The organism is Streptomyces sp. NPDC047974 (assembly GCF_040653375.1).
Lineage (GTDB): Bacteria > Actinomycetota > Actinomycetes > Streptomycetales > Streptomycetaceae > Streptomyces.
Window position 1 is genome coordinate 535315 of sequence record NZ_JBEZNU010000001.1, and the last position, 23689, is coordinate 559003.

The window sequence follows — 23689 nt, forward strand, 5'->3', positions numbered from 1 at the left end:
TCAGCCGAGCGGCAGTTCCAGGAACGACGCGGCCTCGGGCGGCGAACCGATCTCGGTCTGCGTCCAGGTGACGGAGGCGTCGCCGTACAGCGGGTCCTTGCTGTCGACGACGAGCATCAGCCGGTGGCCCGCCGGGACGTCGTACGCGGCGGCCTGCAGGCGCCAGGTGACGGTGGTGTCCCGGTCGGGCGTCAGGTCGTAGGCGTTGAGCGGCTCGTGGGTGACGATCCGGGCCGTGCCGTCCTCGGCGACGTCGAAGAGGTGGGCGACGAGGCAGGCCGTGGTGACGGTGGAGCGGACGCTCAGGCGCAGCCGCGGGACGCCGCGGACGCGCCGGCCGACGGGCCCGCCGTCGGCCGCCACGAGGGGTTCGGTGGTCCAGGCGAGGGCGTGGCGGCGGTCGATCTTGCGGGTGTCGTAGATCTTCGGGTTGCCCCTCCACTCCTCCTGGCCGGTCCTGAGCGGCTCGCCCATCGCGGTGGCCTCGGTGTCGACGCCCGCGAGGAAGGTGCGGCGCCACCCGGTCGCCGGCCCGCCCGTCCCGTCCTCGCCGAGGGGCACGAGCCCGCCGTCCGCGCCGCCCGCGCCCTCGCCGGTGAGGGCGAGGACCTCGCGGCCGACGGTGACGTCCCGCCAGGTGGGGCGGGATTCCCTGACCGCGGGTTCGACGATCCGCCGGGCGCCGGTGGGCCGGCCGGTGACCGGGTCGGCCACGGGCTCGGTGACGTACGTGAACATCACCTGGGCGCAGACCTCGTCCCAGTCCTCCACGCCGTTGCGCTCGCCCTTGAGGTGGTGGTCGAGCCAGGCGTACGCCTCGTCGAGGACGGGGTCGGGGGCGCCCGGCCGGGTACCGAGGAGGCCGGCGCCCTCGGGGGCGGCGTGGTCGCCGATCCAGAGGTTGAGCCGCTTGGGGACCCGGAGGCGGTCGAAGGCGTCGACGGTCTGGTTCACCGCGAAGAGGCTCTCGTGCCAGGTGTTCGAGCAGAAGGTGGGCGTGCCGTGGTCGTCGGTGAGGTCGGTGTACGTCTCCGGGGAGCGGCGCTCGGCCCAGCCGACGACGGCGTCGAGGTTCCGGTCGTTCAGGAAGTCGTCGAGGATCCTCCGGTTCTCCTCGTCGAACTTCTCCTCCACGGGCCCGCCGGTGAAGCCGATCAGCGCCTTCACGGCGGCGACGTGCCGGGTCCGGTTCTCGTAGAGGCTGGTGGCGAGGTTGCCCCAGGTGCTGAGGGCGACGACGGCGGCGACGCGTTCGTCGTGGGCGGCGACGAGCCGGCTGATGCCGGAGCCGTAGGACTCGCCCATGAAGCCGGTGACGGCGGGGGCGAAGCGCTCGACGGCAAAGTCGATCACGGTGGAGCCGTCGGCGACGTCGTACGGGCCCGCGACGTCGACGTGCCCCTCGGAGGTGGTCGGCAGGCCGGGGATGCCGAGGCCGCGCGGGGTGTAGGCGAGGACGTGGTAGCCGCGCAGGGCGAGGGAGAGGTACGCGCCGGGGAAGAGGCCCCAGCCGAAGGGGGTCCAGCCGGAGGGGAGGACGACGAGGGGGTGCGGGCCGGGGGCGAGCTGCCGCAGGCTGAAGGCGGAGAGACGGTGGCCGTCGGTGGTCTCGATGCGGTGGTAGCCGGGCAGGGCCAGGCCGCGGACCCGGGTGACGCGTTCGGCCAGGGCGGCGGGGAGCGTGCCTTCCGGAAGCGCCCCGTCGTCGAGGAGGGCGGTGACGACGGTCTGGCCGAGGCGGACGGCCTCGGGGTGGACCGTGCCGCCGGAGGCCCACAGGCCGTCGTCGGCGAGACGGTCCGTGTCGGCCTGGGTGAGGGCCGCGCCGATGCCGGGGAATCCCGGGAACTCCTCGGACGCGCCGTCGGTGGTGGGGTTGGGCTGGGGCACGTGCACCCGTTCCTCTCGACTGGGACGTGACGGTCCGTCACACACGGACCCACGCAAGCCTCACGTATCGGGAAGGGAGCGGCCAGAGCGCACGAAGGGCGCACGGATCACGCAAGGGGGCGGGAACGACCCAGGTGGCCGCGCAGTCGACGTTTGGGAGCGGATGACGTCGTTCCGCCAGGTCGGCCCGGCTGTCCGGCACCGTCCCGCACCGCTGTCAGCGGGGGTCCTCCGGCGCGGCCGGCCCTCCGGTGCGGACGACGAGGAGCGCGGCGACGTCGTCGTCGAGACCGCCGTCGCCGTAGGCGGCGAGGTCCCGGTGGAGGAGCTCGGGGACCTGGTCGGAGGGGGCGCCGGCCCACTGGCGGGCGCGCTCCTCCAGGGGGTAGAAGACGCCTGCCCGGTCGCGGGTCTCGCTGACGCCGTCGGTGTAGAGCAGCAGCCGGTCCCCGGGGCCGAAGGGGAACTCTTCCACCCGGTGGCGGGAGTCGGCGAGGCCCGCGAGGTTGAGCGGCAGCGAGGGGTCGGCGACGTCCACGGTGACGACCTCCGTGCCGTGCTGGAGGAGCGGGGCGGGGTGGCCGCAGTTGAGGAGGCGGGCGGTGTCGCCGCCGTCGGGGAGTTCGACCAGGACGACGGTGGCGAAGCGTTCGGCTGCGTCGGACTCGGGGTCCCAGGCGGCGTAGCGGGCCAGGCCCTCGTCGAGCCGGTCGGCGAGCGCGGGCAGGTCGGGGGCGTCGTAGGCGGTGGAGCGGAAGGCGCCGAGGAGGACGGAGGCCGTCTCGACGGCGCCGAGGCCCTTGCCCTGGACGTCTCCGAGCATGATGCGGACGGCGCCGGGGATCTGGACGGCCTCGTAGAAGTCGCCGCCGATGCGGGCCTTGGCCGCGGCGGCCACGTACAGCAGGTGGAGTTCGACGGGGCCGAGCCGGGGCGGGGGCGGGCGGAGGACGACCCGCTGGACGACGTCGGCGACGGCCGTCACCTCGGCGAGGTCGCGTTCGCGGCGGGTGCGGACCGCGCTGACCCAGGCGGAGGCGGCGGTGACGCCGAGGATGATGCTCTCGCTGGCGAGGAGTTCCGCGGCGGCGGGTCCGCCCCGGCCGACGACGAGCAGCGCCCGCAGGGCCATGGCCACGAGCCCGATGCCGATGGTGCCGCGGACGCTCCAGGTGGCGGCGGCGAGCGCGGGCACGGTGATGAGGAGCCGGTCGAGACGCTCGGCGTCCGGGGTGATCAGGTCCGCGACGACGACCAGGGCCATGACCAGGACGGGCAGGGCGCGGCCGAGGGTGACCTGGGTCCGTGTCTCGGGGGCGAGCCGGGGCCGGGGCCGGGGACCAGCTGCGTGCATTTCATGATCGTACGCAGATCGGGCGGCGGGACCGGCGTGTGGCGCCGGGCTGGCGTGTCCCGCCGCTCCGCCCGCCGCCCGCCGACGGGAGCGCGAGCGAGGCCGGCAGCGTGAGCGCCGCGAGCAGCGCGAGGGCGGGCAGCGCGGCCCCGTGCGCGGGGACGAAGCCGCCGCCGGGCACGAGGGCGAGGAGCGCGGCGGCGAGGGCGACGCCGACGGCCGGGCCGGTGTTCATGGCGGTCTGCTGGAGCCCTCCGGCGACCCCGGCGTGCGCCTCGGGGGCGTGGCGGACGATCGCCGCGGTCGCGGTGACCATCAGCGTGACGAAGCCCGCGCCCAGGAGCGCGGCGCCCGTCCCGGTCGCCACGGCTCCCGCGCCACCGTCGAGGCGGGCCAGGACCAGCACTCCCGAGGTGAGCAGGGCGCCCCCGGCGAGGGCCGCGCCCCGGGGCCCGAGCCGCCGCTGGAGCGGCGGGCAGAACGCGGCGCCGAGCACCATCAGGACGGCGAGCGGCAGGAAGCGGACCCCGGCGTCGAGCGGGTCGAGCCGCTGCGTCTCCTGGAGGAAGTACGTGGTCACGAAGAGGGTTCCGGAGAGCGCGGCGGAGGCGGCGAGCAGCGCGGCGAGCCCGGCCGCCACGGGCCGGCTCCGCAGCAGCGCGGGCGGCAGCAGCGGGTCGGGGGCCCGCCGCTCGTGGCGTACGAGGGCGAGCGCGGCGGTCGCCGAGGCGGCGAGGGTGACGGCGGCCCGCCCGCCCGCGCCGGGGTGCGGGAGCGTGACGAGCCCGTGCACGAGGAGTCCGAGCGCCCCGGCGAGCAGCAGCGCGCCGAGCGGATCGCCGCCCGCACGCGCGCGTGCGGACTTCGTCCGGCGGGGCTCGCGGACGGTGAGGGCGAGGAGGCCGACGGCGAGGGTCGGGGGCACGCCGAGGAGGAAGACCGCGCGCCAGCCGTACGCGGAGACCAGCGCGCCGCCGAGGAGGGGCCCGGCAGCGGCGGCGAGGCCGATGGCGCCGGTGCGCAGCGCGATGGGGCCGGTGAGCCGGTCCGGCGGGTAGGCGGTGCGGAGCATGCCGAGGGTGGCGGGCTGGAGCAGCGCCCCGCAGACCCCCTGGAGGACCCGGAGCAGGATGACGGCTCCGATGCCGGGGGCGAGCGCGATCCCGGCGGAGGCGGCCGCGAAGCCGAGGGCTCCGAGGGCGAAGACCCGGTGGTGGCCGTGGCGGTCGCCGAGCCGCCCGGCGAGCACGAGGAGGCTCGCGACGGCGACGAGGTAGCCGGTGCCGGTCCACTGGACCTCGGCGACGCCGGCGTGCAGGTCGCGCTGGAGGGCGGGCTGGGCGAGCGTCAGGACGGTGCCGTCGAGGGCGACGACGGCGGCGCCGGTGACGCTGCACACGAGGGTGCGGACGGGCGTGCGGACGGGCGTGGCCGGGGCGGTGCTCACCGGGCCGGATCCGTCGGGCCGAGGTGGGCGTCGAGAGTGGCGCGGACGAGGGTCTCGGGGTCGTCGGAGCCGGTGGCGAGGGCGAGGCTGCCCCAGTGGCGGAGCTGGGCGAGGCCGTGGAGGTTCGCCCAGAGCGCACCGGCGGCGGTGACGGGGTCGACGCCGGTGACGGCTGCGGGGCGGAGTTCGGCGACGAGGGCGGTCAGCCGGGCGAACAGCGGCAGGCTCGTCTCCCGCAGCCCCAGCCGGCCGCTCTCCAGCAGGTCGTGGCGGAACATCAGCTCGTACATGCCGCGGCGCTCGGCGGCGTACGCGAGGTAGCGGCGGGCGAGGAGTTCGGCGCGCGCCCGGGGACCGGCGTCGGTGCGGTCGGCCTCCCGCTCGGCCTCGGCGATCCTGGCGGCGAGCTCGGCGAAGCCCTCGCGGGCGATGGCCGAGAGCAGGTCGAGGTGGGTGGGGAACCAGCGGCGGGGCGCTCCGTGGGAGACGCCCGCGCGGCGGGCGATCTCGCGGAGCGTGAGGGCCTGGGCTCCCTCGGCGTCGACGAGGGCGACACCGGTCCTGACGAGCAGCTCGCGCAGCCCGCCGCGGCCGCCGTCGTCGCCGTCACCGTCGACCGGAGCGTCAGGGTGATCCTGAGGTGAAGGGTGAGACATAGACACTGTCTACCAGGCGGGAGTAGACACCGTCTACTCCCCTTCCGGCCCGTCGGTTACACTGGTGGACAGCGAAGGGGAGTAGCCCTGCGAACCGGTCGTCGACACACTGGAACCCCCGGGTTCCCGGTGACCGGGTCCGCGTACGACGCGGACGGGCGAGACCTTCGGCCAGGCATCACCACGTCCACACCTCCGTGGGCGTGGTCCGTCATGCCGGGCCGAGTGGTCCTCCCGTCGCCCACCGAGGTGCCGTGCGGAGCCATGGGGCCCGGACCGAGCAGAGAGCGCCGGTATGCACCTCGACCCCTTGGCGATCGTCACCGCCTTCGGGCTCATCTTCCTCGCCGAGCTTCCCGACAAGACGATGTTCGCGTCGCTCGCCATGGGCACGCGCATGCGTCCCCTGTACGTCTGGTTCGGCACCTCCGCGGCCTTCGCGGTGCACGTCGCCATCGCCGTCGGCGCCGGCAGCCTCCTCGGGCTGCTCCCCGGCTGGATCGTCAAACTCGTCTCCGCGCTGATGTTCGGCTTCGGCGCGTTCGTCCTGCTGCGGGCCGGGGGCGACGACGACGAGGACGACGCGGGCGGCAAGACCGTCACCGGCTTCTGGCCGGTCTTCTCCACCGCCTTCATGGCCGTCTTCATCAGCGAGTGGGGCGACCTGACCCAGATCACCACCGCCAACCTCGCCGCCACCAACGGCACCGCGTCGACCGCGATCGGCTCCTTCCTGGCGCTGACCTCGGTCTCCGCCCTGGCCCTCGTCGCCGGCCGCTTCATCGCCAAGCGGGTGCCGCTCAAGACGGTCCAGCGCGTCGGCGGCGTCTGCATGGCGGGCCTCGCGATCTGGTCCCTGGCCGAGGTCTTCACCGGCTGACGCGCCCGCCCGCCCCGCCCGCGCCACCCCGGGGCCGTACCCGCACACGCGTGGGTACGGCCCCGGAGTCGTACCCGCCCCGTCGTCCCGACGGACCCACGGAATCCCGCCCCGCCGTCGGCCACCGGTGCGATCATGCACGGATGGCCACCACCTCCGAGCCGGCCGACCGCCTGACGGCGTTCGGGAACCAGCTCGTCCACGTCCACCTCTGGCTCCGCGAGGAGCTCGCCGCGCTCCGCTCCGGCCTCGACGACCACCTCTCCGGCAGGGCCGACCGCCCCCGTGAACTGCGGGCGCACTGCCTCGCCTTCTGCACCGCGCTCACTCGCCACCACACCGCGGAGGACGACGGCGTCTTCCCGGCACTCGCCGAGGCCCACCCCGAGCTGCGCCCCGTCCTCGACGAACTCGCCCACGACCACGTCCAGGTGGAGGAGCTCCTGGTGCGCCTCCAGGCCCTGCTGGACGACCTGCCCGCCGCGCCGGCCGAGCCGCTCGGCCCCGAGGCGGCGCGGAGGCTGAGCGGCGAGCTCGACGGGCTGATCGCGCTCGTCGAATCGCACTTCACCTACGAGGAGAGGAAACTGGTCGCGGCCCTCGACGCGTTCTCGGCCCCGCTGCCCGACGACTTCGCGCTCCGCGACCTCACGGAGGGGTGACCGAGGCGCCTCCGCGCTTCCTCGCCCCCGCGCACGCCCGCACGCCCGTATCCAGGAGAGGACGCCCCATGAGTGACGATCCGGTCCACGGCGAGCTCGACCGGCTGGCCGGGGAGGTCTCCGCCCGGGTGATCGACTGGCGCCGGCACCTGCACCGGCACCCGGAGCTGTCCAACCGGGAGGCGGAGACGGCCCGCCTGGTCGCCGGTCATCTGCGGAGCCTGGGCCTCGACGAGGTCCGCACCGGCATCGCCGGGCACGGGGTGGTGGGCGTGCTGCGCGGGACCGCCGCCGGGGGCGACGGCCGGGTGGCCGCGCTGCGGGCGGACACGGACGCGCTGCCGGTGAAGGACCTGTGCGGGGTCGACTTCGCCTCGACGGTGGTCGACGAGACGTACCCCGGCGGCCCGTTCCCGGTCTCGCACGCCTGCGGCCACGACTGCCACACGGCGATGCTGATGGGCGCGGCGACCGTCCTCGCCGGTGTGCGCGACCGGCTGCCGGGCACGGTCCTCTTCGTCTTCCAGCCCGCCGAGGAGGGGCCGCCGGTCACCGAGACCGGCGGGGCGCTCGCCATGGTCGACGCGGGCGCCTTCACCGACCCGGTGCCGACCATGGCCTTCGGGATGCACGTGACGCCGCACCCCAAGGGACACGTGGGCTACCGCGTGGGCAACCAGTACGGGGCCTCGGTGATGGTCGGGATCACGATCACCGGCGAGCAGGTGCACGGGTCCACGCCGTGGCAGGGCGTCGACCCGATGCCGGCGGCCGGGGCGGTGCTCACCGGGATCGGGCAGCTGTACCGCCAGGTGTCCGCCTTCGACCCGGTCACCGTCACCATCGGACACATCGAGGACGTCGGCCGGTTCAACATCATCGGTCAGACGGTGACGCTCTGGGGCACCATCCGCTGCGCGAAGGAGTCCGACATGGACGACGTGCGGCGGCGGCTCCGGCGGCTCGCCGAGCACTCCGCCGCGGCGTACGGCGCCAGGGCCGAGGTGCGGTACCTCCAGCCGGTTCCGCCCGTGCACAACACCGGGCCGTGGGTGGCGGCCGGACTGCCGACCTTCCGGCGGGTGGCCGGCGAGGAACGCGTCACCGAGACCGGGCAGACCCTCGGGTACGACGACGTCTCCGAGTTCGTCCGGCTCTTCGGCGGGCTGTACCTGATCCTCGGCGTGCAGGACACGGTGCTCGGCCCGGACGGGCTGCCGGTACCGGAGGAGGGCGGACGGGGTCTCGTCCCCAACCACCATCCGCGCTTCTACGCCGACGACGACACCCTCGTCACCGGCGTCCGCCTCCACGCGCACGTGGCGTACGACCACCTCACGGGGGCGCTGCTGCCGGCGGAGTAGACGGCGCGCCGGCTCCGAGTTGCGTCCTCGCGCGCAGCCGCGAGGCTGGGGGGTATGAACCTGGACCTCACCGCCCTCGCCGACGAGCACCTGGCCGCCGCCCGGACCGCCCCGCACGGTCGCAGCGCCCATCTGGTGCTGCACGACGGCGTGCTGCGGCAGACCGTGATCGCGCTGACGGCCGGCACGGCCCTGGACGAGCACAACGCTCCCCCGGCGGCCAGCCTCCAGGTGCTGACCGGCAGGGTGCGACTGACCAGCCCCGACCGGACGCACGAACTGTCCGCGGGCGAGCTGCGGGAGATCCCCAAGGTGCGCCACGGACTGACCGCGGTGGAGGACAGCGTGGTGCTCCTGACAGCCGTCAACGACTGACGGCGGGTCGGCTCTCGACGAAACGGGGCGGAGGAGCGGGCACGGAGCGGGCACGGAGCCGGGCTCGGCCCCCGGGTACCGAGCGGGCACGGAGCCGGGCGGGAACGGGGGCTGACGCCCCGTCGCCCTCCCGCCCGGCCCGTCACGCGCGCCCCTGTTAACGTTCACGAATGCGGCTTCTGTCCCGATTCGATGTGCGCGGTCTCGTGCGGCGCGCGGCAGCGCTGCGGCCCCGGCGGCGCGCCGGCACGGTCACCCTGCCGGAGGACGACACCGCCGACCGGGAACGGCTCCGGGACCTCGCCTCGCTCCTCTGCGAGCTCGGCTCCGATCTGCTGCGGGCCGCCGAGCGCAGCTCGGAGGTCGAGCGGACGCTGCACGACATCGCCGCCCGCTACGGCACGAGGGCCCGCTGCTTCGTCGTCCCCACCGGGCTGTTCGTCCGGGTCGGCGGCGGGCCGGACGGGCGCGGCGGCGAGCTCGACTTCGCCCCGGTCGAGGGGCCCGACCTCCGGCTCGACCAGGTGGAGGCGCTCCAGGCGCTGGTCGGCCGGATGCTCGCGGAGGAGGTGCCGTTCGGCGAGGCGAGGCGCGCACTGCGGGAGAACCGGGAGCGGCCGGACCGCTTCAGCCCGGCCGCCACCGTCTTCGGGTACGTGCTCCTGACCGTCGGGCTCGGCACCATGCGGCACGCGACCGTGCCCGCCGTCGCCGGGTACGCGGTGCTCGGCGCGGGCGTCGGTCTGCTGCGCCTCTTCGGCGACCGGCTGCCCGCGGCCCGTACCGCCCTGCCGGTGGTCACCGCGATCCTCGTCACCGCCGCCGCGCTGCGCTGGGCGGGCCCCCTCCTCCACGAGAACCCCGCCGTCCTCTACATCCCGCCGCTCATCGCCTTCCTGCCCGGCGCGGCGCTCACCCTCGGCGCCATCGAACTCGCCACCGGGGCCGCCCTGTCGGGGCTCTCCCGGCTGGCCGGCGCGCTGACCGTCCTGCTGCTCCTCTCGCTCGGCATCCTCGTCGGCTCCGAGCTGATGCGGCCGCACCCCTCCGGCGGGAAGGCGGCCGAGACGCTCGGGGCATGGGCGCCCTGGGTGGGGGTACTGCTGCTCGGCTTCGGCTTCCTGCTGTACTTCTCCGCCCCGCCCCGGGTCACCGGCTGGCTGCTCGGCGCGCTCCTGGTGGAACGGCTGGTGCAGTCGGCCGCCTCCGAGCTGGCCGGGGCGGCCTTCGGCGCCTTCGCCGCCGGGGCCCTCCTGCCGCCGATGGCGACCTGGATCGAGAAGCGCTCCCGCACCCCCGACCAGGTGGTCTTCCTGCCCTGCTTCTGGCTCCTGGTCCCGGGCGCGGTCGGGCTCACCAGCGTCTCGGAGATCATCGTCGAGAAGGACACCGACGGCGGCCTGAACAGTCTGGTCGGCACGGTGATCACGGTCGCCGCGATCGCCCTCGGGGTACTCGTCGGCGCCGGACTCCAGCGCCGTCCCCGGCTGATGATCGGCGAGCCCGTGCCGAGTACCCCCGAGCCCGTCCCGGCCGGGGACCGGGCCGGCCCGGCGAAGACGCCGGGCGGCGCCGGGGGCTGAGGCCCCCTCAGAGCGCGGGGCGCAGCGGGCCGGCGGCGTGGCCGGGCGTGCGGGCGCCGAGGGCGCTGCCGCGCAGCCACTCGGGCCAGCCGAGGTTCCAGTCGCCGTACCCGTTGTCGAAGGGCGTCATCAGGGCGCCGTACCCGTGGACGACCCGGACGAGGTCGCCCTCGCGGACCGTGCGGTAGAACCAGCGGGCGGCCTCGGGGGACATGCCGGTGCAGCCGTGGCTCACGTCGGCGCTGCCCTGCGCGTCCAGGGACCAGGGGGCGGCGTGCAGGTACTCGCCGCTCCAGGTCACCCGGGTGGCCCAGCGCACCTTGAGGTCGTAGAACTCGCGGCTGCCGCGGGCGATGCCGATCGAGTCGCCGCGCATCCGGACCAGGGGCTCCTTGCCGAGGACGACCTTGGTGCCGACCCGGGTGCGGAAGCCGCGCTTGCCGGTGGTGACGGGGATGACGCGGAGCAGGCGGCCGTCGCGGTAGACCCGCATCTCGTGGGCGGCGACGTCGGTGACGGCCTCCACCCGGGCGCCGGTGGCGAAGGTGAGGGGCCGTGAGGGGCCGCCGTGGAGCCGGTCGGTGACGCGGGCCCCGTCGAGTCCGGAGCGGACGCGGACGGTGGCGCCGGACGGCCAGTAGAGGCGCGGCCGGTAGTGCAGGGTGTCGGCGTCCACCCAGTGCCAGGCCCCCTCGGCCCGGGGTTCGCTGCGCACCTCCAGGGCGTGTTCCACGGTCCGCCGGGCGGACGGATCGCCGGCCGGGACGGGGTGGCTGAGCTCCGCGGTGACCGGCTGGCCCACCCCGTACGTACGGCCCCGGCGGCCGTCCCCGGGGCCGAAGACCACGGTGAGCCGCTCCCCCGCCGGGGCCTTCGCGGTGCGCACGGCGAGCCGCACGGTCCGCCGGCGCGGAGCGTCGCCGCCCGGCTCCTCCACGACGAGCCGGGCGGTGTACGTGCTTCCGGCGGGCAGCGCGACCTCGCTGGTCCAGCGGGTGCCGTCGGCGCCGGCGCGTCCGGCGATCCGGCGTCCTCGCCGGTCGGTGACGGTGACGTCGGTGAGCCGGCCGGGGCTGCGCAGGGCGAGGTCGACGGGGCCAATGGCGGCGCGGGGCAGGGCGACGGTGGCGGACGCGGGGGCGCGGGCGTCGAGGGTCACGGTGGTGGGGTACAGCCGGCACAGTCCGACGGCGGCGGGGCAGACGCCGACCGTGACGACGGCGGGCGCCCGGGCGGCGGCCACGCCCGGGCGCCCGGGCACGGGCGCCTGCCCGGCGGCGGTGGTGACGAGTACGGCCCCGACGGCGAGCGAGAGCGCTCCCCACCCCTGTACGTATCGGCGTGACGGCACGTCGGACACCCTCGCCTTTCGTCGCGGACCGGTGCCGACCGGCTGACGGGTGCCGGCCGGTCGGGAGGCCGGCGCGCGGGCGCCGACCGGAGTATCAGAACCGACGAGAGGACAAAAAGATGATCAAGGGCGCGGGCGTGGCGGGCGAGAGGTCCGCGAGACGACTCGAATGGGTCAGCGGGGCGGTTCCGGAAGCTCCTCGCCGGTCTCCAGGAGGGACTTCAGGCTGGAGACGATCGCCGGCCAGCCCTCACCGACGAGTCCCCGCATGATGCCGTCCGGCTCCAGACCGCCGTGGGTGACCGTCAGCCGGACCGTGTCTCCGGAGGGTTCGACGGTGAAGGCGACGGTGGAGCGGCGCTCGCGGGCGAGGCGCGCGTACACCTCGTCGTCCAGACCGACGGCCCTCGCCCATTCGGGGGTGAAGGTGTGCCAGGTGTACGCGAGCCTGCGGCCCGGCACGGCCTCGACGACGACCTGCTCGGGGTCGGCGGTCCGGCGGTCGCCCTCGTCCCAGACCATCGGCGCGCCGGGGGTCCACTCCGACTCGAAGGCCACGCCCCAGTAGCGCCGGGTCAGTTCCGGCTCGGTGAGCGCCTTCCACAAGTCGTCCGGGGTGGTCCTGATGTAGCTGGTGTAGACGTACGCGTCGGTCTCCATGGCGCTGCTCGCTCCTCCGGTCCCCGGTCGTCTCCCCCGTGGTGTCGTGGTGATCCAGCCTAGGCAGGGGCGGGGCAGGGTGCCAGGCAGGACCGGGCGGCCGTGGATCCTGCGGCCGTTGAATAGGTGCGGAGGAACCTATTCAACGGACTGCTAGCGTGTCCTGATGTCCCTCAAGCACGCCGTCCTCGCAGCTCTCCTGGAGGGCGAGGCATCCGGATACGACCTCGCCAAGATCTTCGACGTGTCCGTCGCCAATTTCTGGGCCGCCACCCCCCAGCAGCTCTACCGCGAGCTCGACCGGCTCTCGGAGGCCGGACTGATCTCCGCGCGCGTGGTCGAGCAGGAAAGGCGCCCGAACAAGCGGATGTTCAGCCTCACCCCGGAGGGCCGGCGGGACCTCGACGCCTTCACCTCGGCCGCGCCCCGGCCGACGGCGGTGCGCGACGAGCTGATGGTGCAGGTGCAGGCGTGCGACGGCGGCGACACCGAGGCCGTACGGGGCTTCGTGGCACGGCACATGGAGGTCTCCCGGGACAAGCTCGCCCGGTACGAGCGGCTGCGGGAGTGGCTGCTCGGCGGCCGCGACGAGGAGACGTACCTGCGCGAGGCGGAGCGCGTCGGACCGTATCTGACGCTGATGCGGGGCCGGCTCCTGGAGGAGGAGAACCTCCGCTGGGGCGAGCGCGTGCTCACGGTCCTGGACGCACGGATCGCCGCGGGCCTCGGCGGGCGCGGGGTGACACCGGCGGGGGCGGGGACGGCCTCGGCGTGACGCCGGCTCCTACCCTGCGGTAGAACTCTCGGGTAGTCCGTCGGGGTGGCCGGCGGGCGCGGACCGGGCGGACGCCGGGAGACCGGGCGCCCGACGAAGGGGCGGACCCCATGAACGTCGGCGATCTCGTCGAGGACTTCACCCTTCCGGATGAGACCGGCGCCCCGCGCTCCCTCTCCGGGCTGCTCGCCGAGGGGCCGGTCGTCCTCTTCTTCTACCCCGCGGCGATGACGCCCGGCTGCACCGCCGAGGCCTGCCACTTCCGCGACCTGGCCGCGGAGTTCCGCGCGGCGGGCGCCCTGCCGGTGGGCATCAGCGGCGACGAGGTCGAGAAGCAGAAGGAGTTCACCGAGCGGCACTCGCTCGGCTATCCGCTGCTCTCCGATCCCGAGGGCGGCGTACGGGAGCGCTTCGGCGTGCGGCGCGGCTTCTCGCTCGCGCCGACGAAGCGGGTCACGTTCGTGATCGGCCAGGACCAGCGGGTCAAGGAGGTCGTCCGCAGCGAGCTGCGGATGAGCGCCCACGCGGACCGCGCGCTGGCCGCGCTCGCGGCGCTGCGCACGGCCTGACGGCTGACGGCTGACGGCTGACGGCTGACGGCTGACGGCTGACGGGCATAGCGGGCGACGGGCATAGCGGGCGACGGCTGACCGGTTCGCGGCCTCGCCGCTTCGGCGGATCACCGCTCGGCCGGCCTTCGGCCGACCGGCCGACTTGCCCACCGGTAGGCCGACCGGGCCCGGGCCCGTCCGCCCGGGCCCGTCCGCCTCGGGGTCAGTTCCCGAGGAGCTTGGCCTTCGCCGCGGCGAACTCCTCGGGGGTGAGCAGTCCTTCCTGGGCGAGTGCGCCGAGCCGGGCCAGCTGTTCCGTCAGGCCCCCGGCGTCGGCCTGCCCGCCGGGCGGGGGCGCCGCCGGGGCCTGCGGAGGCGGGGGCGGCTGGGCGGGGGCCGCCTGCGGGGGCGGCTGCTGGGCCTGCTGCTGGTACTGGAGGTCGGCGATGGCCTGTTCCTGGTCCTGCTCGCGGCGTGCGTTCCGCGCGGCGCTGCGGCCGGCGGCGTACGCGGCTCCGCCGACGAGGGCACCACGCAGCAGCGGGGCTCCGGCGGGGCGGACCACAGGACGGGCGAGGGGGCGGCGGCGCATGAACATCGGGCGTCAGCTCCTTCCCGCGGCGGCGGCGACCGCCTGCTCGTAGGCGGCGCGCGCCTCTTCCACATGGGCGTCGGGGATGGGCACCCGGGCCGCGACGCGACCGCCCGCCTCCCGGATGGCCTCGGCGGCCCGGCCGGCCCAGATGTGCTCGACGAGCAGCATCAGCGCGCAGGAGCCCGGTTCGAGGGACTGGGCGACCTCCGCCGCGTCCTCGGGGCCGAGCAGATTGGCCTCGGGACCGATCTCCGCGGTGGCCTCGTCGTACTCGTCGTACTCGATCAGTTCGGAGGTGGTGACCTCTCCCGCCGGAGACCGCACGACGACGAGCGAGTCGATCAGCCGGACCTGCCCCTCCTTGCGGAGTTCGGCGATCGCGGCGACGGCCGCCACCTTCAGCCGCTCGCCCGGAAAGGCGAGCACCACACATTCCACCGGTCCCATGGCTCTCCGCTCCTCGGCGGCGGGGGCCGCCGTCCGCGTACGGGATCTCCATGCGACCACGACGGGGTCCGGCCCGCACGCCGAGCCCGGACGGGCCGCCACGACATGCGGGTTCGGGCCGGACGGGTGAGACTCGCTCCAACGCGCGGCCTCCCGGCCGGCGGGAACGGAGTGTGCGGGAATGGACGACTATCCCCTCCTGAACGTCTTCTGGACGATGCTGTGGTTCTTCCTCTGGATCATGTGGCTCTTCCTGCTCTTCAAGGTGATCACGGACGTCTTCCGGGACCACGAGCTGAGCGGCTGGGGCAAGGCGGGCTGGCTGATCTTCTGCATCCTGCTCCCCTACCTCGGCGTGCTGGTCTACGTGATCGCCCGCGGCAAGGGCATGGGGCTGCGTGACGCCAAGCAGGCGAAGGACGCGGAGGCCCGTTTCCAGGAGTACATCCGCCAGACGGCCGGCACCCAGGCGGCCGCGGCCGCGCCGAGCGCCGGCGACGAACTGGCCCGGCTCGCCGAGCTGAAGGAGAAGGGCGCGATCTCCGAGGAGGAGTTCCGGCAGGCGAAGGCCAAGGTCCTCGCCTGACCTTCCCCCTCCCCGCCCACGCCCGCCCCCGCGGGCCCCGTGTCCCGGACCCGCACCCTTAATGCGAGTCCGGGATACCGCTTTGATACGGTCGTACCGTGAGGTTGACCAAGTTCACCGACCTGGCCCTGCGCGCCGTGATGCGCCTGGCGGTCGCCGAAGACGAGGAGCCCGTCACCACGCGCGCGGTGGCGGAGGAGATGGCGGTGCCGCACGCCCACATGGCGAAGGTGGTCACCCGGCTCCAGCACCTCGGCGTGGTGGAGGCCCGGCGCGGACGCGGGGGCGGACTCGCCCTCACGGACTTCGGCCGGCGCTCCTCGGTGGGCTGGCTGACCAGGACCCTGGAGGGCGAGGAGGAGGTCGTCGGCTGCGAGGGCGATCCACCGTGCCCGCTGCGGGCGGCCTGCCGGCTGCGGGGCGCGCTGCGGGAGGCGCAGGACGCCTTCTACCGCACGCTCGACCCGCTGACGGTGGCCGATCTCGTCCGGTCGCCGACCGGTCCCGTCCTGCTCTCCCTCACCCCGCGCGCACCTTCCTGACCCCGCGCACTCCGCCCGTGCGGCCCCCGCCGCACGGGATCTCTCACCCCTTTAAATACGTAGATCATCTACCAGATTGAGAGTTCCGATGCTGTCCGAGCAGGCCGTACCCGTCGTCCGCGCCACGCTGCCCGCCGTCGGCGGGGCACTCGACCGGATCACCGAGCGCTTCTACGGGCGTCTCTTCGACGCCCACCCCGAGCTGCTGCGCGACCTGTTCAACCGCGGCAACCAGGCCAACGGCGACCAGCGCAAGGCCCTCGCCGGCTCCATAGCCGCCTTCGCCGTCGCGCTCCTGGAGCACCCGGACACCCGCCCCGACACCCTGCTCTCGCGCATCGCGCACAAGCACGCCTCGCTCGGCGTCACGGCCGACCAGTACAAGGTCGTGCACGAGCACCTCTTCGCCGCCATCGTCGAAGTGCTCGGCGAGGCCGTCACCCCCGAGGTCGCCCAGGCCTGGGACGAGGTGTACTGGCTGATGGCGAACGCGCTCATCGCCCTGGAGAGCCGCCTCTACCAGGAGGCGGGCGTCGAGGACGGCCAGGTCTGGCGCCCGGTGCGGATCTCCGAGCGGCGCGAGGAGACCGCGGACACCGTCTCCCTGACCCTCACCGACCCGGACGGAGCGCCGCTGCCCCCCTTCCGGCCCGGCCAGTACGTGAGCGTGCGCGTCGCCCTCCCGGACGGCGCCCACCAGATCCGCCAGTACAGCCTCTCCAGCGCCCCGGGCCGCCCCGCGTGGCGGATCACCGTGAAGCGGGTCGACGGCGACCCGGCGGGCGAGGTCTCGAACCGGCTCCACGCCCACGCGGCCGCGGGCGACGTCCTGGAGGTCTCCGCGCCCTTCGGCGACCTGGTGCTGCCCGAGGGCGACGGGCCGCTGCTGCTCGCCTCCGCCGGCATCGGCAGCACCCCGATGCTCGCCATGCTCGACCACCTCGCCACCACCGGGGCCGAGCGCCCGGTCGTCGTCGTCCACGCGGACCGCTCCCCCGAGGCGCACGCCCACGCCGAGGAGCTGCGCGAGCTCGTCGGCCGGCTGCCGCAGGGCAGCCTGCACCTCTGGTACGAGGCGCCGGGCGCGTCCGGCGCGCGCGAGGGCCGCGCCGACGTGACCGGCCTGGAACTCCCGGCCGGCACGCACGCCTACCTCTGCGGCCCGCTCCCCTTCCTGCGCACGGTCCGCGGCGACCTCGTCGCCTCCGGTGTGGCCGCGGCCGACGTCCACTACGAGGTCTTCGGCCCGGACCTCTGGCTCGGCACCGCGGCCTGACCTTCGATCCCCAAGCGCCGTAGCGTTCCTGCAGCGGATCCTGCATAGTGTGGGCGCGGATCGGCCTCGTAATCAGCGGGGCCGACAGGGAATGGACGGAAGCGATGGGATCGTACGGAGCGGGTGGCACCCACCTGGACGCGCGGCGGCCGGTGCGGGGGATCGCCCTCGACATCGGCAGCTCTCGGACGCGGGCCTGGGCGCCGGGGGCGGGCGTCTTCGCGGACGTGCCGAGCACGGCGGTCCGGCGCGGCCGGGTGTCGGACGACTCCGCCCAGCTGCTGCTCCTCAAGCGGCTGGCCGCCTCCGCCCCGGGCGGCGAGAGCCACGACACCGTCGTGATGCTCACCCACCCGGTGCTCGCCGCCCCGGCCGAACGCGAGGCGGCCCGCCGGGTGGTCGCCGGTCTCGGGCCTGTCCGGGTGATCGCCGTGGACAGCGCCCGGGCCGCCGCGGCCTACGCGGCGCCGCCCGGCGGCGGCCCGCTGCTCGTGGTCGACCTCGGTGCCCGGCTGACCGAGGTCACGCTCGTCGTGGACGGACAGGTGCAGGACGCGCGGCTCGCCGAGCTCGGCGTCGACGACCTGCCGCCGCACGGCGGGGTGCCGGACGCTGTGGTGGGCACCGCCGCCGACATGGTCAGCGACATGTGGCGCGAGGACGCCACCGGCGCCGTGCGCGGAGCGCTGCGCCGGGGAGTCCTGGTGACCGGCGGCGGCGCGCTGCGGCTCGACGTGACCGCGCGGCTCGCCCAGGTGCTGCGGGGCCGGGTCCGGCTGGCCAACGACCCGGCGACCAGCGTCGTCCGGGGCGCCGGACTGATGCTCGCCTCGGCGCTGCGCCACCCGGGGGCCCGGCGCACCCCGTGACCGGGGCGCGCCGGGCGTGGTGTCAGCAGCCGGTCGCCCAGATGTGGGAGTCGCCGCGGTCGTTGGCCGCGCCGTTGTACCCCACCTCCTGGCCGGGGGCGAGGCAGATGGTCATGCCCCCGCCCTGCCAGGCGCTCTCGTAGACCCGCACGTGGTCCTTGATCCCCGGTCCGGAGATGCCGTGGTTGGCCCACGAGGAGTCGGTGTCGGAGATCCAGCCCTCCCACCAGCCGTCGTCGCCGCTCCAGTTGGCCCGCTGCCCGCCGAAGTCCGAGTCCTGCCAGACGCAGAAGTGTCCGGAGGGGCATTCGGCGGCGGTGGCGGGGCCGGCGGCGGCAAGGCCGGTGGTGAGGGCGGTGGTGAGGGCGAAGAGGGCGGCGGCCGTGGCGGCCGGGAAGCGCTTCACGAGGTGGCTCTGCCTTTCGGTGGTGGGGTGGGCGCGGGCAGCAGGACCGCCCGCCGCAGCGCGCTGTCGCGCAACTGCCGGTAGGTGGCGAGCTCGTCTCGGTGCAGGGCGCGCACCTCGGTCAGCTCGGCGCGCTCCAGTCGGGCGCGGGTCTCGTCGAGTCCGGTCTCCCGGGCGCAGCGGGCGGCCGTCGCCGGGTCGGGGCGCTCGGGGCGGGGGCGGCCCGGCGGGGCGACGCACCGCGTCCAGCGGGCGAGGGCGGATCGGTGGGCGGGGTCGTCGCGGTAGCGGGCCTGGGCCTCGGCGCGGAGGTTGTCGACGACGACCTGGACCCGGAACCAGCGGCGCTGGTCGCCGTAGAGCCGGTCCTTGGCGGCGGCGAGGCAGCCGTCGCTGTGGGCGGTGACGGTGGCGCCGGTGGCGAGCGTCACGGAGAGTTCACGGGTCCCGGTCCCGAACAGGGCGGCCTGGAGGGCCCTGTCCCCGGCGGGGGCGCGGGGCTCGGCGGTGGCCCGGATGCCGCGGTCGGCGAGGCAGTCGTCGACGAGCCGGCGCTCGGCCGCCCTGAGGAGCGCGTCCTGCGCGGCGCGCCCGGCGGGCGGTTCCGGCACGTCGGGATGGACGGAGGTGCAACCGGTGAGCAGCGCGAGCGCGGCGGCGGCCGGCAGGGCCCGGCGGGCGAGCGGTGTGATGGCGAGCTGCATGGGTCCCCCCTCGGCGCGGTGGCGCGGTGCCTGGTCGGCGGGCCGGAGGATGATCGCCGACCGGCCCGAGCGATCACTGCCCGTGACGACGGCGGCCATGCCTGAGCTCACTCGAACGGGTCGAACGCGCCGTCGCGCGCGCCCCTCACGCGCCCTGCGCCGGTCGTGCGCGTGACCACCCCGGACATGGCGAAGCCCCGGCTGGACGGGGGGTTCCAGCCGGGGCCACTCACCGTGACGGGCGAAGAGCGGTCACCTCTGAGGGGGGGACCTTGGGGACCGGACCCCTTCGCCGTCACATAAGGGTGAACGGTGAACGATTGCCCTGTGTTCCGGACGCTCCGGGGTGAACGGTGTGAGTCGGGTCACCCACCGTGCTGCCGATCTGCGCGGTCAGTCCTTCTCGGGCCGGTAGACGGCTCCGGCGCGCGCGGTGCCGGGGGCGAGGAGTTCGGGGACGGTGACGAAGGTGTAGCCGCGGTTCTGGAGCTCGTCGATGATCCCGGGGACGGCGGGGACGGTGCCGTCGTATATGTCGTGGAGCAGGATGATGCCGTCGCGGTGCGCCTGGTCGAGGACGCGCTTCTCTATCAGGGCGGAGTCGGTCGTGGAGTAGTCCTTGGCGGTGATGCTCCACAGGATCTGCGCGAGGCCGAGCTCCTTGCTGACGTCGCTGACCATGGAGTCGGTACGGCCCTGGGGCGGGCGCATCAGGACCGGCTTGCGGCCGGTGATCCTCTCGACGGCGTCCTGGGTGCGCGACAGCTCCTCGCGGACCTCGTTCTCGTCGAGGTCGGTGAGGATGCGGTGGGACCAGGTGTGGTTGGCGACCTCGTGGCCCTCGTCCGCGATCCGCTTGACGACCTTCGGATAACGGTCGACGTGCTTGCGGCCGAGGAGGAAGAAGGTGGCGGGGACCCGCTTCTCCTTGAGGACGTCGAGCAGGTGCGGGGTGTCCTTGCCCGGTCCGGCGTCGAAGGTGAGCGCGATGCACTTCACCTTGGCGCAGTCGACCCGGCGGGAGTCCGCGCCCGCCTTGTCGTCGCCGCCGGACTCGGCGCGCGCCGCCTGCGGCGTCAGCGGGTCCACCCCGCAGCCGCCGAGGGTGAGCATGAGCGTGGCGGCGGCGAGCACGGCGGCGGTCCTCCCACCGCGACGGCCCAGGCTGGATCGGAACATGGTGGTACCCGCTTTCCCCGGTTTCGTGTGTGACGCGGCCCCTCCCGCGCCTGGTCAGGGCGCCGGAACCGAAAGGCCGCCGTGAACTCTACACACGGTGTATACCGAGGTCGGAGGGGGGTCTCCCCCTCCCCTCCCTCTTCACTCCCCCTCCCCTCCGCGGGCACGACTCCGCCCCGGACGGAGCCCGTCCGCTCCGTCCGGGGTGCCTGGGCCGTACGGGCCCCCGGTGGCTCAGCGGGAGGCGAGGAGCAGCCGCGCCTCGGTCTCCTGGTCGCCCGAGACCGCCTGGAGGGACTCGATGTCGAAGTCGGCGGCGAGCACCTTCTCGACCTCGGCGACGGCGTGGTATCCGCCGGTCAGCACGGCGGCCACCTTCCCGTCGAGGGCGGGAGGAGGCGTGCTCTCACGCCGGCCGCCGGAGGTGTCGAAGGTGGCCATCCAGACGGTGGCGGCCGGTCCCGTCTCCGCCGGGGCTGCGGGCTCGACGTCCTCCAGCCGGTAGTAGCGGTCCAGGACGTCGAAGACCGCCCGGGCGTCCGCCTGGCGGCAGTCGCTCAGCTGGACGTTGACGTCCGTGTCGATGTGCAGTTCGTACACGTCGCTCATCTCCTCGCGGCCCATGTGCCACCCTTCCAGCATCCCCCTCCCCCGCCCGTACGTCGACGGCTCCGGCCCCTCCGCCGTCACCCCTCGGCGCGGAGGGTGTCGACGGTGTCGGCCTCGGCCGCGGTCTTGTCGGGACGGTGGCGCAGCACGCGGGCGAAGCGGAGGGTGATGCCGCCGGGATAGCGGGTGGAACGCTGCAGGCCGTCGTAGGCGATCTCCACCACCAGTTCCGGCCGCACCCGCACCGTGTGGCCGTCGTCCTCGACGGCCAGTTCCCCGAGCCGGGCGGTCTGCCAGCCGAGCATGGCGTCCGTGAGGCCCTTGAACGTCTTTCCCACCATCACGAAGCCGCTGCCGTCCGCCGCGCGGGCGCCGAGGTGGAGGTTGGAGAGGTAGCCGGTGCGGCGCCCGTGGCCCCGTTCGACGGCGAGGACCACGAGGTCGACGGTGTGCACGGGCTTCACCTTGAGCCAGGTCCGGCCGCGCCGCCCGGCCACGTAGGGCGCGTCGAGGGCCTTGACCAGGACGCCCTCGTGACCTCGGGCCAGGGTGTCGGCGAAGAACCGCTCCGCCGCCTCCCGCCCCGCCGGGTCCTCGGGACCGGCGACCTCCAGCCGGCGCACCCGGCGCTCCTCGGGCAGGAGCCGGACGAGGACCGCGTGCCGCGCGCGGCCGGGCCGGTCGACGAGGGCCTCCCCGTCGGCGGCGAGGACGTCGAAGAAGACGGGGGTGAGGGGGAGCGCGGCCCGGGCGCCGTCGACGTCCGCGCGCGAGCCGACCCGCCCGGCGATGGACTGGAACGCCGCCGGGCGGCCGCTGCCGGGATCGAGGGCGATCAGCTCGCCGTCCAGGATGAACGACTCCGACGGCACCTCCCGGGCGACGGCCACGACCTCGGGCAGGCGGCCGGTGATGTCGTCCAGCGAACGGGTGTGGACCCGCACCTCCTCTCCCTCCCGGTGCACCTGGATCCGGATGCCGTCCAGCTTCTCCTCCACCGCACACGGCCCGAGCGCCGCCACCGCCTCGGCGACGGAACCGGCCGTGTGCGCCAGCATCGGCTGCACGGGCCGCCCGACCCGCAGGGTGAACCGGCCGAGCGCGGCGCGCCCCTCCGCGAGGACCGCCTGGGCCACCGGCGGCAGCGACCCCTCCAGCATCACGGCGCGCCGCAGTACGGTGGCGGGCACGTCCGCGGCCTTGGCGACGCCCTCCAGAGCCACGGCGTCCAGTGCCCCCTGCCGCACCTCCCCCGACAGCAGCCGTACCAGCAGCTCCTGCTCCTCCACGGTCGCCGCCGCACACAACTCCCGTACCCTACGTGCCCGTTCCGCCTGTGACCCGGGCCCCGCGACGCCCGCGAGCCCGTCCATCGCCGCGTCCACCCCGGCCAGCGTCAGGGCGGGCACGGCGACCGGCGGAACGGCGGGCGGGACGACCTCCTTGAGCGTGCTCCAGCCGACCCCGATCCGGCCCTGCGGCAGCCGGCCCGAGAGGTAGGCGATGACGAGCGGACTCTCCTCGGGCGTGGCCTCCGCGAACAGTTCGGCGAGCAGCGCGATCTTCCGCGACCGCGCCGAGGTCGCGGCGACCTCCCGGGAGACCTCGGCGACACGGGCCAGCAACATGCCCCCATCGTCACCGCCCACCCCGACCACCGCACCCGCACCCACACCGCGCGCCCACGCCCGCACCGGCACAGACCCCTCCACCGCCGCCCCGGCTCCCTCGTCAGCTCCAGTCGCGGCCCTCGCCCCACCCCCCGCTCGCGGTCGCCCCGCCCGGAAGGGCCCGCCGGATGCGGCCCAGCAGCCCCGGTCGCCGCCGGGCACCCGCCGCCCGCCCCGGCGGTGGCGCGCCCCGGCCGGCGCGCGGGCGACCGGGCAGGCCCCAACCCTGCCTGGCCGCGGGCCCGACCTCGCGCTCCGGTTCCGCTCTCTCCGGCGCTTCCGCCGCCGGAGGGTCCTCGGGCGCGGGCGCCTCCACGGGCCGCGGTTCCGCCGCCGGTGGTCGGCGCTCGCCCGGGTACGGCGCCCGGCGTGCGGCGCGGGCCTCGTCCAGGGCCAGGGCCAGGCTCATCCGGTGCCAGAGGATCTCGTCGGGGTCGTCGGCGCGGACGAGACGGACGGCGGTCTCGTGGGTCGCGCCCGCGACCGGGACGCCCGGTGGCGGAGACGGCCGCAGCCGGTCGAGGCAGGCGCGCTCGTAGGGGTCGTCGACGATCTCCGCGACCTGGACCGGGTCGAGCAGGGAGGCGATCGCCGCCGCGCGGGCCCAGGGGTCGTCGGTGCCGCGCAGGAGGAGGGACAGGTGCCGGGAGCGCCAGTTCCTGGCCCGCAGGTCCTCGCCGGCGGCGTCCCGCTCGCGCACCTCGGCCGGGAGCCGGCCGGTGAGCAGTCCGGGATTCTCCTCGCCGAAGGCCGTGACCTCGGCCGCCAGGTACAGCCAGACCACGGCCCGGTAGCGGTTGAGGTAGAAGCGGACCGGGCTCAGATGGCCGGTGCGGGCCAGCCGGTTGAAGCGGTCGTAGGCGATCGAGAGGAGCGCGGCGGCCTCTCCCGCGCCCACGGCCCGCACGCGCTCCCGCAGGCCGTCGGGGAAGTCCGGCGCCGCCTTGAGCCGGTCGAGCTCGGAGCGCGCGACCGGGCGCCGCTCGGGCGACCGGTCCCGGTGCGCTCCCGGCGGGGCCGGGACCGCGGCCGGGTTCGGGACGGTCCTGATGAGCCCCATCCGAACGGCGAGCCGGAACTCGTCGCGCTTCAGTTCCAGCTGTTCCGCCGCTCGGACCGGTGCCACCGTCCGTGTCGTGTCGTCCACCGTCATGGCGTCCGCCGCCTCCCCCACTCGCTCGCGCCGGCCTGCCGACCGGTCCGGGTCCAGGTGAACCCGACACCCACGAATGTAACGGAGAGTGACGACATCTGCGCA

General features: G+C 75.1%; 25 protein-coding genes. 11 read left to right on the plus strand and 14 right to left on the minus strand.

Features of this window, described 5'->3' with window-relative positions:
* The 4 genes from AB0E19_RS02375 to AB0E19_RS02390 form a co-directional block, all read right to left on the minus strand.
* Positions 1 to 1890, minus strand: coding sequence for a CocE/NonD family hydrolase C-terminal non-catalytic domain-containing protein (locus AB0E19_RS02375; RefSeq protein ID WP_362171837.1), 1890 nt, complete (start codon positions 1888 to 1890; stop codon positions 1 to 3).
* A gap of 217 nt (positions 1891 to 2107) precedes the next feature.
* The gene (locus AB0E19_RS02380; RefSeq protein WP_362171840.1) at positions 2108 to 3244 is read right to left on the minus strand and encodes a PP2C family protein-serine/threonine phosphatase; all 1137 of its coding nucleotides are present in this window, start codon (positions 3242 to 3244) and stop codon (positions 2108 to 2110) included.
* A 1-nt stretch (position 3245) separates the two neighbouring features.
* Positions 3246 to 4691, minus strand: a complete 1446-nt coding sequence (locus AB0E19_RS02385; protein ID WP_362171843.1) for an MFS transporter — start codon at positions 4689 to 4691, stop codon at positions 3246 to 3248.
* On the minus strand, positions 4688 to 5347 hold the full coding sequence (locus tag AB0E19_RS02390; protein ID WP_362171846.1) for a WHG domain-containing protein: 660 nt from the start codon (positions 5345 to 5347) through the stop codon (positions 4688 to 4690). Before AB0E19_RS02390 ends, AB0E19_RS02385 begins: the two co-directional genes overlap by 4 nt.
* 295 nt (positions 5348 to 5642) lie before the next feature.
* Between AB0E19_RS02390 and AB0E19_RS02395 the strand changes: the two genes are divergently transcribed.
* The 5 genes from AB0E19_RS02395 (at position 5643) to AB0E19_RS02415 (ending at position 10211) form a co-directional block, all read left to right on the plus strand.
* The gene (locus AB0E19_RS02395) at positions 5643 to 6227 is read left to right on the plus strand and encodes a TMEM165/GDT1 family protein (RefSeq protein ID WP_362171849.1); all 585 of its coding nucleotides are present in this window, start codon (positions 5643 to 5645) and stop codon (positions 6225 to 6227) included.
* A gap of 143 nt (positions 6228 to 6370) precedes the next feature.
* Positions 6371 to 6889, plus strand: a complete 519-nt coding sequence (locus AB0E19_RS02400; protein ID WP_362171852.1) for a hemerythrin domain-containing protein — start codon at positions 6371 to 6373, stop codon at positions 6887 to 6889.
* 68 nt (positions 6890 to 6957) lie between these two features.
* Positions 6958 to 8253: an amidohydrolase gene (locus AB0E19_RS02405; RefSeq protein ID WP_362171855.1), complete on the plus strand. Its 1296-nt coding sequence runs from the start codon at positions 6958 to 6960 to the stop codon at positions 8251 to 8253.
* Positions 8254 to 8307: 54 nt separating this feature from the next.
* On the plus strand, positions 8308 to 8628 hold the full coding sequence (locus AB0E19_RS02410; protein ID WP_360608763.1) for a cupin: 321 nt from the start codon (positions 8308 to 8310) through the stop codon (positions 8626 to 8628).
* Between the two features lie 170 nt (positions 8629 to 8798).
* A complete protein-coding gene (locus tag AB0E19_RS02415; protein WP_362171859.1) occupies positions 8799 to 10211 on the plus strand; it encodes a threonine/serine exporter family protein in 1413 nt (470 codons plus the stop codon).
* 7 nt (positions 10212 to 10218) lie between these two features.
* Here AB0E19_RS02415 and AB0E19_RS02420 read toward each other — a convergent pair whose 3' ends face one another.
* Positions 10219 to 11562, minus strand: a complete 1344-nt coding sequence (locus AB0E19_RS02420; protein ID WP_362171862.1) for an Ig-like domain-containing protein — start codon at positions 11560 to 11562, stop codon at positions 10219 to 10221.
* Positions 11563 to 11736: 174 nt separating this feature from the next.
* Positions 11737 to 12222, minus strand: a complete 486-nt coding sequence (locus AB0E19_RS02425; RefSeq protein WP_362171865.1) for an SRPBCC family protein — start codon at positions 12220 to 12222, stop codon at positions 11737 to 11739.
* 166 nt (positions 12223 to 12388) lie between these two features.
* Between AB0E19_RS02425 and AB0E19_RS02430 the strand changes: the two genes are divergently transcribed.
* Positions 12389 to 12997, plus strand: coding sequence for a PadR family transcriptional regulator (locus tag AB0E19_RS02430; RefSeq protein WP_362171868.1), 609 nt, complete (start codon positions 12389 to 12391; stop codon positions 12995 to 12997).
* Between the two features lie 110 nt (positions 12998 to 13107).
* Positions 13108 to 13566 carry a peroxiredoxin gene (locus AB0E19_RS02435; protein WP_360608752.1) on the plus strand — a complete coding sequence of 153 codons (459 nt, stop codon included), beginning with the start codon at positions 13108 to 13110 and terminating at the stop codon, positions 13564 to 13566.
* 205 nt (positions 13567 to 13771) lie between these two features.
* Here AB0E19_RS02435 and AB0E19_RS02440 read toward each other — a convergent pair whose 3' ends face one another.
* The gene (locus AB0E19_RS02440) at positions 13772 to 14146 is read right to left on the minus strand and encodes an SHOCT domain-containing protein (RefSeq protein ID WP_362171872.1); all 375 of its coding nucleotides are present in this window, start codon (positions 14144 to 14146) and stop codon (positions 13772 to 13774) included.
* A 6-nt stretch (positions 14147 to 14152) separates the two neighbouring features.
* Entirely contained in the window at positions 14153 to 14590 is a 438-nt protein-coding gene (locus AB0E19_RS02445; protein ID WP_362171875.1) for a DUF6325 family protein, read from the minus strand.
* Between the two features lie 181 nt (positions 14591 to 14771).
* Here AB0E19_RS02445 and AB0E19_RS02450 point away from each other — a divergent pair, with 181 nt between their 5' ends.
* From AB0E19_RS02450 to AB0E19_RS02465, 4 genes are all read left to right on the plus strand, one after another.
* Positions 14772 to 15176, plus strand: a complete 405-nt coding sequence (locus tag AB0E19_RS02450) for an SHOCT domain-containing protein (RefSeq protein WP_362171878.1) — start codon at positions 14772 to 14774, stop codon at positions 15174 to 15176.
* Positions 15177 to 15274: 98 nt separating this feature from the next.
* A complete protein-coding gene (locus tag AB0E19_RS02455; RefSeq protein WP_362171881.1) occupies positions 15275 to 15718 on the plus strand; it encodes an Rrf2 family transcriptional regulator in 444 nt (147 codons plus the stop codon).
* Positions 15719 to 15806: 88 nt separating this feature from the next.
* Positions 15807 to 16994, plus strand: a complete 1188-nt coding sequence (locus AB0E19_RS02460; protein WP_362171884.1) for a globin domain-containing protein — start codon at positions 15807 to 15809, stop codon at positions 16992 to 16994.
* Positions 16995 to 17098: 104 nt separating this feature from the next.
* The gene (locus AB0E19_RS02465) at positions 17099 to 17863 is read left to right on the plus strand and encodes a rod shape-determining protein MreC (protein ID WP_362171887.1); all 765 of its coding nucleotides are present in this window, start codon (positions 17099 to 17101) and stop codon (positions 17861 to 17863) included.
* A 22-nt stretch (positions 17864 to 17885) separates the two neighbouring features.
* Here the strand turns inward: AB0E19_RS02465 and AB0E19_RS02470 are convergent, their stop codons facing one another.
* From AB0E19_RS02470 to AB0E19_RS02495, 6 genes are all read right to left on the minus strand, one after another.
* A complete protein-coding gene (locus AB0E19_RS02470; protein ID WP_362171890.1) occupies positions 17886 to 18269 on the minus strand; it encodes a peptidase inhibitor family I36 protein in 384 nt (127 codons plus the stop codon).
* Entirely contained in the window at positions 18266 to 18973 is a 708-nt protein-coding gene (locus AB0E19_RS02475) for a hypothetical protein (protein ID WP_362171893.1), read from the minus strand. Before AB0E19_RS02475 ends, AB0E19_RS02470 begins: the two co-directional genes overlap by 4 nt.
* Before the next feature lie 393 nt (positions 18974 to 19366).
* A complete protein-coding gene (locus AB0E19_RS02480) occupies positions 19367 to 20152 on the minus strand; it encodes a polysaccharide deacetylase family protein (protein ID WP_362171896.1) in 786 nt (261 codons plus the stop codon).
* A gap of 234 nt (positions 20153 to 20386) precedes the next feature.
* The gene (locus AB0E19_RS02485) at positions 20387 to 20794 is read right to left on the minus strand and encodes a hypothetical protein (protein ID WP_362171898.1); all 408 of its coding nucleotides are present in this window, start codon (positions 20792 to 20794) and stop codon (positions 20387 to 20389) included.
* Positions 20795 to 20838: 44 nt separating this feature from the next.
* The gene (locus AB0E19_RS02490; protein ID WP_362171901.1) at positions 20839 to 22389 is read right to left on the minus strand and encodes an ATP-dependent DNA ligase; all 1551 of its coding nucleotides are present in this window, start codon (positions 22387 to 22389) and stop codon (positions 20839 to 20841) included.
* A gap of 103 nt (positions 22390 to 22492) precedes the next feature.
* The gene (locus AB0E19_RS02495; RefSeq protein ID WP_362171904.1) at positions 22493 to 23584 is read right to left on the minus strand and encodes a DUF6397 family protein; all 1092 of its coding nucleotides are present in this window, start codon (positions 23582 to 23584) and stop codon (positions 22493 to 22495) included.
* Positions 23585 to 23689: the final 105 nt, after the last annotated feature.